The following is a 7,462-nucleotide window of genomic DNA, read 5'->3' as shown; positions in this document are numbered from 1 at the left end:
GTCGTTGATCGCCACGACCTCCACGTCCTTGCGGCCGCTCTCGTAGATGGCGCGCAGAACCAGACGGCCGATGCGGCCGAACCCATTGATCGCTACCCGTACAGCCATGATGTGCTCCAGTCGTTCATAAGGCGGGTTTCGACCCGCAGGAATTCCGATATCGGCGCGCAAGCCCGCGATCAGGCGGGGACGGCGCGCGGGGTGGCTGCATCGAGCCAGTCCGGCAGGGCGTCGCGGCTGGTCAGTTCGCTGAAGCGGTTCTCTACCCCCGCCGCGGTCAGCGCGGCGATGGTGTCGTTACCGGCAGCCACCGACCGCAGGCCGGCGTCGCGGGTGCGCCGGGCGATGAACCAGGCCAGCGCGTCGGTGCCGCCGTCGAAGGGGGCGATCTCATAGACGCCGAGCGGCCCCGTCCACACCACGGTCCTGGCGGCCTCGACGCAGGCGGTCAGCCGCGCAATGGTTGCCGGACCGATGTCGAGCACCATGTCCTCCGGCCCGATGGCGGAGCAGGGGACGATACGGTCCTCCGTTCCGCTCCGTGCATCGCTCGCCACCACCACGTCGACCGGCAGCAGCAGCTCGCAGCCGCAGGTCTTTGCCCGGTCCAGCAGCTTGCGGGCCTCGTCGATCAGCCCATAGTCGCACAGCGAGGCGCCCATGTCGGTGCCGGTCGCCGCCAGGACGGTGTTGGCGACGCCGCCGCCCAGCGCCAGAACGTCGACCCGCGTCACCAGCCGACCCAGCAGCTCCAGCTTGGCGGACAGGGTGGTACCGCCGACGATGGCGCAAACCGCGTGGTCGGACCGTCCCGCCTTGCGGGCCGGGGTGAACAGTGTCGGCCGGGATGGGGCGGCTGCATCACGACCACCCGTGATCAGATGCAGCCGGCCTGTCGGTCGGGGGGCCGAATTGCCTCGGACATCGGTCGTAAGCATGATGCCTGTCCTTTTCTTCGAACCAGTCTTGTCGTTCGTTCTTTGCCGGTCAGGCGGTCCGGATCGGCCCGGCGCCCGACGGTGTTGTGCAAGGCTTCGATGGGGACGCCGCGGCGCGGCGGGTTTCGCGGTAGAGGATCAGCAGTCCGCTGCCGATCACCACAGTGGCGCCGACGATCACATGCGGGGCCGGCACATCGCCCCAGACCAGCCAGCCGAGGATCGTCGCGTAGATCAGGCTGGCATAGCTGAAGGGGCCGACCACCACCGCCCGGGCCAGCGAATAGGCCCGCGTGCTGAAATACTGTGCCCCGCCGCCGGCGATCCCCATTCCCGCCATCAGCGCCAGCGCATGGCCGTCCGGCGTCGTCCAGCCGAACGGCAGGGCCAGCGCGCTGAGCAGGGTCGAGACCACGGTGAAATAGAAGACCGTCGTCACCGGCTTTTCCGTGCGGCCCAGCTGGCGCATGGCGATCATCGCCAGCGCGTAGCAGACGGCGGCGGTCAGCGCCACCAACGCCCCGCGGTCGAGCATGCCGGCGCCGGGCTGGACCATGATCAGCACCCCGGCGAAGCCGACCGCCACCGCACCCCAGCGGAAGGCGCCGACCCTCTCCCCCAGCAGCGGCACCGAGAGGGCGGTGAGGAACAGCGGGGCGGAGTAGGAGATCGCCACCGCATTGGCCAGCGGCATCAGGTGATAGGCCCAGAACAGCAGCACCATCGATGCCAGCCCGACGATGGCCCGCCACAGATGCCCCTGCCAATGGTCGGTGTGCAGGCAGCTCCGCCCGCCCGCCGCGGCGACCATGGCGACCGCCGGCAGCAGGGCGAACAGGTTGCGGAAGAAGGTGACCTCGCCCAGCGGATAGCTCTCCGCCAGGATCTTGGCGAGTGCGTTCATGATGGTCATCAGGGCCATCGCCAGCAGCATCGACAGGATGCCGAGTCGGACATTTTCCGGCGGTTTGGCGGCGGCGCTTGTAGGGACCTGTTCCATGATGACGCTTTCCTGCCCGGGGAGGTCTCCCCCTCCCGTTCTGGGAGAGGGAGAATTGCCGGCGTCTGCTGCGCTTACGCCGCCCGTTCCAACTGCTCTGCTGCAATCACGCCCAGCGTGTGGCGGGCGATCATCCGTTCCTCGTCGGTCGGGATGATGAAGACCGGCACGCGGCTCTCCTGGGCGGAGATGCGGGTCGCCTTCGCCCGATTGGCCGCCGGGTCGATGGCGACGCCGAGCCAGGACAGCTTCTCCACCACCCGCGACCGCACCAGTGTGGAGTTCTCGCCGACGCCGGCGGTGAAGACCACCGCGTCCAGCCCGCCCATCGAGCCGGCCAGTGCCGCCACCTGCTTGGCGACGTTGTGGCAGAACAGCTCCACCGCCTCGGCAGCCGCCGGCAGGTCGGAGTTTTCCAGGTCGCGCATGTCGTTGGAGAGGCCCGAGACGCCCAGCATGCCCGACTTGTGGTAGAGCAGCTTCTCCAGCTCGTCGGCGCCGTAGCCCTTCTCGCGCATCAGATAGATCAGCACGCCGGGATCGATGGTGCCCGGCCGGGTGCCCATCGGCACGCCGTCCAGCGCGGTGAATCCCATCGTGGTGTCGACGCTGTGCCCGCCGCGCATGGCGCACAGGCTGGCGCCGCTGCCGAGATGGCAGACCACCACATGAGCGTCGGCCAGTTCCGGCGCCACCTGGGGCAGGCGGTGGGCGATGTACTCGTAGCTCAACCCGTGGAAGCCGTAGCGGCGGATGCCCTCCGCCGTCAGTTCGCGCGGGATGGCGAAGGTCTGCGACTGCCAGGGCTGGGTCTGGTGGAAAGCAGTGTCGAAGCAGGCGACCTGCGGCAGCGACGGATAGACCTGGGCCAGCGCCCGCATGGCGGCGATGTTGTGCGGCTCATGCAGGGGAGCGAGCGGGATCAGCTCCTCCAGCTGGTCGAGCACCGCCGGGGTGACGCGCACGGGTGCCGAGAAGCGGGTGCCGCCATGGACGACGCGGTGGCCGGCGGCCACCAAAGTGGCGCCCTTCAGCGTGTCGCCGATCCAGTCGAGCAGATGGTGGAGCAGCTCCGGGCGGCCCGGATTCTCACCGGCGGCCCAGCTGTGGTCGGCGATCTTGTGGCGGGCGGCGTCCTTCGCCTCGAAGCGGGGAGCGGTGCCGATGCCGGAGATCTGGCCGGTGACGACCGGCTCGATCTCGGTGGCGCTGCCACCCTGGAAGACGCAAAATTTCAGGCTGGAGGAACCCGCATTGATGACGAGGCAGGCGTCCTCGCTGGAATTTGACAGTGCGACCATGACGGGGATGTCCTATTCGGCGGCCAGCGCGAGCTTCGGCTGGCGTTTGGCGGCGGCGACCAGCGAGGCGACGGCGCAGGAGGCGAGCCGGGCCCGCACATTGTCGGCGCGGCTGGTGAGGATGACCGGCACCTTGGCGCCCAGCACGATGCCGGCGAGGTCGGCATTCGCCAGGAACGACAGCTGCTTGACCAGCATGTTGCCGGCCTCCAGATCGGGGGCAAGCAGGATGTCCGGCTGGCCGGCGACCGGGGAAGTGATGCCTTTGGTGCGCGCCGCCTCGGCGGAGATGGCGTTGTCGAAGGCCAGCGGGCCGTCCAGGATGCCACCGGTGATCTGGCCGCGGTCGGCCATCTTGCACAGCGCGGCGGCTTCCAGCGTGGTGTTGATCTTCGGGTTGATCGTCTCGACCGCCGACAGGATGGCGACGCGCGGGGTGGCGACGCCCAGCACCTTGGCGAGGTCGATGGCGTTCTGGACGATGTGGACCTTGTCCTCCAGCGTCGGGTAGATGTTGATCGCCGCGTCGGTGATCAGCAGCGTCTTGGAGTAGGTCGGCACATTCATCAGGAAGACGTGGCTGATCCGGCTGGCGGTGCGCAGGCCGGTCTCCTTCTTCACCACCTCGCCCATCAGCTCGTCGGTGTGCAGGCTGCCCTTCATCACCGCTTCGGCCTCGCCGGTGCGGGCCAGCGCCACGGCGGCGGCGGCAGCGGCGCGGCTGTGGGCGGCGTCGACGATGCGGTAACGGGCGATGTCGAGCCCGCCGGCCGCGGCGACCTTGCGGATGAGCGCTTCCGGCCCGACCAGGATCGGCTCGATCAGCCCGGCCTCTGCCGCCTCGACGGCGCCCTGCAGCGAGCTGACATCGCAGGGATAGGCGACGGCGGTGACCACCGGCGGCAGCTCGTCGCATTTGGCGAGCAGGGCGTCGTGCTTGTCGTGGCGGATCATCTGGATCTGCGGCAGCTCATGCGCCGGGCGGATGACCTTCTGGGTCGGGGCGATCACCTCGGCGGTGCCCAGCACGACGATCTCGCCATCCTGGTTGGTGCAGACGCAGTCGAAGACGACGACGTTCTTGGCCGGACGCTTCTCGATCACGGTGACGGTGGCGGTGACGATGTCGCCCAGGCCGACCGGGCGGCGGAACTGCAGGCTCTGGCCGGCATAGAGCGAGCCGGCGCCCGGCAGATAGGTGCCCAGCACACCCGAGATCAGCGAACCCGACCACATGCCGGGACCGATCACCTTCTGGAACCGGCTGTCGGCGGCGAATTTCGGGTCGAGATGGGCCGGGTTGATGTTGCCCGACACGGTGGCGAACAGCTCCACATCCATCAGCGTCAGCTGACGGGACAGGCTGGCCGACTGGCCGATCTGGATTTCGTCGAAGGTCACATTCTCGACGACGGCGCAGGCGCCGTTGCCGGAAGCTTCACCACTGGCACGCATTTTTGAACACTCCGGTTGACCGGGTCGAGCGAGCGGCCCGTTTTCTACGGTCCGATGGGGCGGCGTCGGGAGAGGACGGAAAGGGTGGCCGTCCAGTGTGTCGTCCGAACTCGTCGCCCGTTTTGCGCCAGCGTTCTGCGCCGCGCCGGGAACCATCGATATATTAATATATTAACTGTGCATCGCAACATGGAACCATCGAAAAGCCCGGCCCTTGACACTATGCCGCAGGTGGCTCAAGGCCGAGTTCTGCGGGATGGCCGGGCGGGGCTTCCCCCTCCTCCCGGGGAGAGACGGGAGGAGGGGGTACTACGGCGGGACGTCTCAGCGATCGGGGCGCCCGCCGCCCGTCCATGAAGTCCCTTCAGGGGCGGTCCCTGCCGCCGTGATCGCCTCTCCGGGGGCAGGAGAGGGGGGCGGAGGATTGCCGGGCAGGGGACTTCAGGAAGCTCGGGAAACTCAGGCCTTCAGGATGCCGCGGCCGGCGAAGCGGGCAGCGACACCAAGCTGCTCCTCGATGCGGATCAGTTGGTTGTACTTGGCCAAGCGGTCCGAACGGCTGAGCGAGCCGGTCTTGATCTGGCCGCAGTTGGTGGCGACCGCCAGATCGGCGATGGTGCTGTCCTCGGTCTCGCCCGAACGGTGCGACAGGACGGCGGTGTAGCCGGCCTTGTGCGCCATATCGACCGCTTCCAGCGTCTCCGACAGCGTGCCGATCTGGTTCACCTTCACCAGGATCGAGTTGGCGACACCCTGTTTGATGCCCTGGGCCAGACGCTTGGGGTTGGTGACGAACAGGTCGTCGCCGACCAACTGCACCTTGCTGCCGATGGCGTCGGTCAGCGCCTTCCAGCCTTCCCAGTCGTCTTCCGCCATGCCGTCCTCGATCGAGATGATCGGGTAGCGGCCGGCCAGATCGGCCCAGTAGGCGACCATCTGTTCCGGCGACAGCGACTTGCCTTCGCCGGCCAGCTCATACTTGCCGTTCTTGAAGAACTCGGTCGAGGCGGCGTCGAGCGCCAGCATGACGTCGTCGCCCGGCTTGTAGCCGGCGGCCTCGATGGCCTTCATGACGAAGCCGAGCGCCTCGTCGGTCGAGCCGATGTTGGGGGCGAAGCCGCCCTCGTCGCCGACATTGGTGTTGTGGCCGGCGTCCTTCAGCTTCTTCTTCAGCGACTGGAAGATCTCGGAGCCCATGCGGATGGCGTCGGCGCCGGTCTCGGCGCCCACCGGCATGATCATGAACTCCTGGATGTCGATGGGGTTGTCGGCATGGGCGCCGCCATTGATGATGTTCATCATCGGCACCGGCAGCAGCGAGGCGAAGGCGCCGCCGACATAGCGGTAGAGCGGCAGGCCGGCATCTTCGGCGGCGGCGCGGGCGACCGCCAGCGACACGCCCAGGATGGCGTTGGCGCCGAGGCGGCTCTTGTTCTCGGTGCCGTCGATCTCGATCATGGTCATGTCGAGCACGCGCTGGTCGGCGGCATCCATGCCGGTCAGCGCCTTGGACAACTCGCTATTGACCGACTGGACGGCCTTCAGTACGCCCTTGCCGCCGAAGCGGGACTTGTCGCCGTCGCGCAGCTCGACCGCCTCATGGGCGCCGGTGGAGGCGCCCGACGGTACCGCGGCGCGGCCGAAGGCGCCGGTCTCAAGGCTGACGTCGACTTCGACGGTGGGATTGCCGCGGCTGTCCAGGATTTCGCGGGCGCGGATTTCGGTGATGGCGCTCATGGGAAGGGATGTCCCGTTTCTTGAGGGAATGACAGTTCGCAGACGTGTCGGGAAAGGTGCTTAAAGGACCCGCGCTCAGCGCAGCTTGGGACGCCGGTAGATGAACCAGTAGACGGCACCCACCATCACCGCTCCGCCGATCCAGTTGCCGAGCGTGACCGCGGCGAGGTTGACCAGATAATGGCCGACCGGGATGGACGGCGCGGCGCGGCCGAGGTCGTGCCAGAAGCTGTCCGGCGCCCCCCATTCGATCAGCAGGCCGAGCGGGACGAAATACATGTTGGCGACGCAGTGCTCGAAGCCGGCGGCGACGAAGGCGGCGACCGGGAAGGTGATCGCCAGGATCTTGTCGCCGACGCTGCGCGCGCCCAGCGCCAGCCAGACGGCCAAGCAGACCAGCACGTTGCACAGGATGCCGAGGAAGAAGGCCTGGGTCGTCGGCAGCGAACTCTTCGCAACCGCGAAATACAGGGCCGAGGCGCCGACCGCGCCATGGCCGAAGGTGTATTGTCCCGACAGGAAGACCAGCAGGGCGGTGCCGGCGGCGCCGACGAAATTGCCGATCCACACCGTCGTCCACACCCGCATCATCTCGCGGGCATGCAGCCGGCCGCTGGCCCAGGCCATCACCATCAGCGCGTCGCCGGTGAACAGCTGCGCACCGCCGACGATCACCAGGATCAGCCCCATCGAAAAGACCAGACCGCCCAGCAGCCGGGTCACCCCATAGGGCAGCATGCCTTCGGCACCCGACATGGTGACGGTGGCGAACAGGCCGCCCATGGCGATGAAGGCACCGGCGAGAACCGCCAGGGCGAACAGGGTGGGAGTGTCGTAATGTGCCTTCTTGACGCCGAGGTTTTCGGCGGCGAGCGCGATGGCGTCGGGCATCAGTGCGTCGAGAGTTTGCGGGGTGGGCTGGCTCCAGCCTCCCACATCCTTGCTGTCCATGTTCATCGGTCGATGTCCTCGCTGCCGCGCATCGGTGCTGGCCCGTCGGGGGAGGGCGCCGGGCCCTGCCGCTGTCAAAA

The 7,462-nt window shown here is 67.9% G+C and carries 7 protein-coding genes; all 7 read right to left on the bottom strand.

Annotation, left to right across the window (positions count from 1 at the left end; translation table 11 throughout):
* A partial coding sequence (locus TSH64_RS21970) for a glyceraldehyde 3-phosphate dehydrogenase NAD-binding domain-containing protein (protein ID WP_247873380.1) occupies positions 1 to 108 on the bottom strand: 108 nt, incomplete at its 3' end.
* Between the two features lie 71 nt (positions 109 to 179).
* Positions 180 to 938: a phosphoglycerate kinase gene (pgk, locus tag TSH64_RS21965; protein ID WP_109448248.1), complete on the bottom strand. Its 759-nt coding sequence runs from the start codon at positions 936 to 938 to the stop codon at positions 180 to 182.
* A gap of 49 nt (positions 939 to 987) precedes the next feature.
* A complete protein-coding gene (locus TSH64_RS21960) occupies positions 988 to 1,938 on the bottom strand; it encodes a DMT family transporter (RefSeq protein ID WP_109448246.1) in 951 nt (316 codons plus the stop codon).
* 74 nt (positions 1,939 to 2,012) lie between these two features.
* Positions 2,013 to 3,239, bottom strand: coding sequence for an acetate/propionate family kinase (locus tag TSH64_RS21955; protein ID WP_109448244.1), 1,227 nt, complete (start codon positions 3,237 to 3,239; stop codon positions 2,013 to 2,015).
* A gap of 12 nt (positions 3,240 to 3,251) precedes the next feature.
* Positions 3,252 to 4,694: a bifunctional enoyl-CoA hydratase/phosphate acetyltransferase gene (locus tag TSH64_RS21950; RefSeq protein ID WP_109448242.1), complete on the bottom strand. Its 1,443-nt coding sequence runs from the start codon at positions 4,692 to 4,694 to the stop codon at positions 3,252 to 3,254.
* 459 nt (positions 4,695 to 5,153) lie between these two features.
* Positions 5,154 to 6,431, bottom strand: coding sequence for a phosphopyruvate hydratase (eno, locus tag TSH64_RS21945; protein ID WP_109448240.1), 1,278 nt, complete (start codon positions 6,429 to 6,431; stop codon positions 5,154 to 5,156).
* Between the two features lie 75 nt (positions 6,432 to 6,506).
* Positions 6,507 to 7,388, bottom strand: a complete 882-nt coding sequence (locus TSH64_RS21940; protein ID WP_109048921.1) for a formate/nitrite transporter family protein — start codon at positions 7,386 to 7,388, stop codon at positions 6,507 to 6,509.
* Positions 7,389 to 7,462: the final 74 nt, after the last annotated feature.

The organism is Azospirillum sp. TSH64 (assembly GCF_003116035.1).
In the GTDB taxonomy this organism is placed as follows: domain Bacteria; phylum Pseudomonadota; class Alphaproteobacteria; order Azospirillales; family Azospirillaceae; genus Azospirillum.
This window is presented reverse-complemented; position numbering and strand designations above follow the sequence as displayed.

Excerpts from the sequence above, each read along its gene's own strand:
- pgk (WP_109448248.1), bottom strand. The coding sequence starts at position 938 with ATGCTTACGACCGATGTCCGAGGCAATTCGGCCCCCCGACCGACAGGC.
- TSH64_RS21960 (WP_109448246.1), bottom strand. The coding sequence starts at position 1,938 with ATGGAACAGGTCCCTACAAGCGCCGCCGCCAAACCGCCGGAAAATGTC.
- TSH64_RS21955 (WP_109448244.1), bottom strand. The coding sequence starts at position 3,239 with ATGGTCGCACTGTCAAATTCCAGCGAGGACGCCTGCCTCGTCATCAAT.
- TSH64_RS21950 (WP_109448242.1), bottom strand. The coding sequence starts at position 4,694 with ATGCGTGCCAGTGGTGAAGCTTCCGGCAACGGCGCCTGCGCCGTCGTC.
- eno (WP_109448240.1), bottom strand. The coding sequence starts at position 6,431 with ATGAGCGCCATCACCGAAATCCGCGCCCGCGAAATCCTGGACAGCCGC.
- TSH64_RS21940 (WP_109048921.1), bottom strand. The coding sequence starts at position 7,388 with ATGAACATGGACAGCAAGGATGTGGGAGGCTGGAGCCAGCCCACCCCG.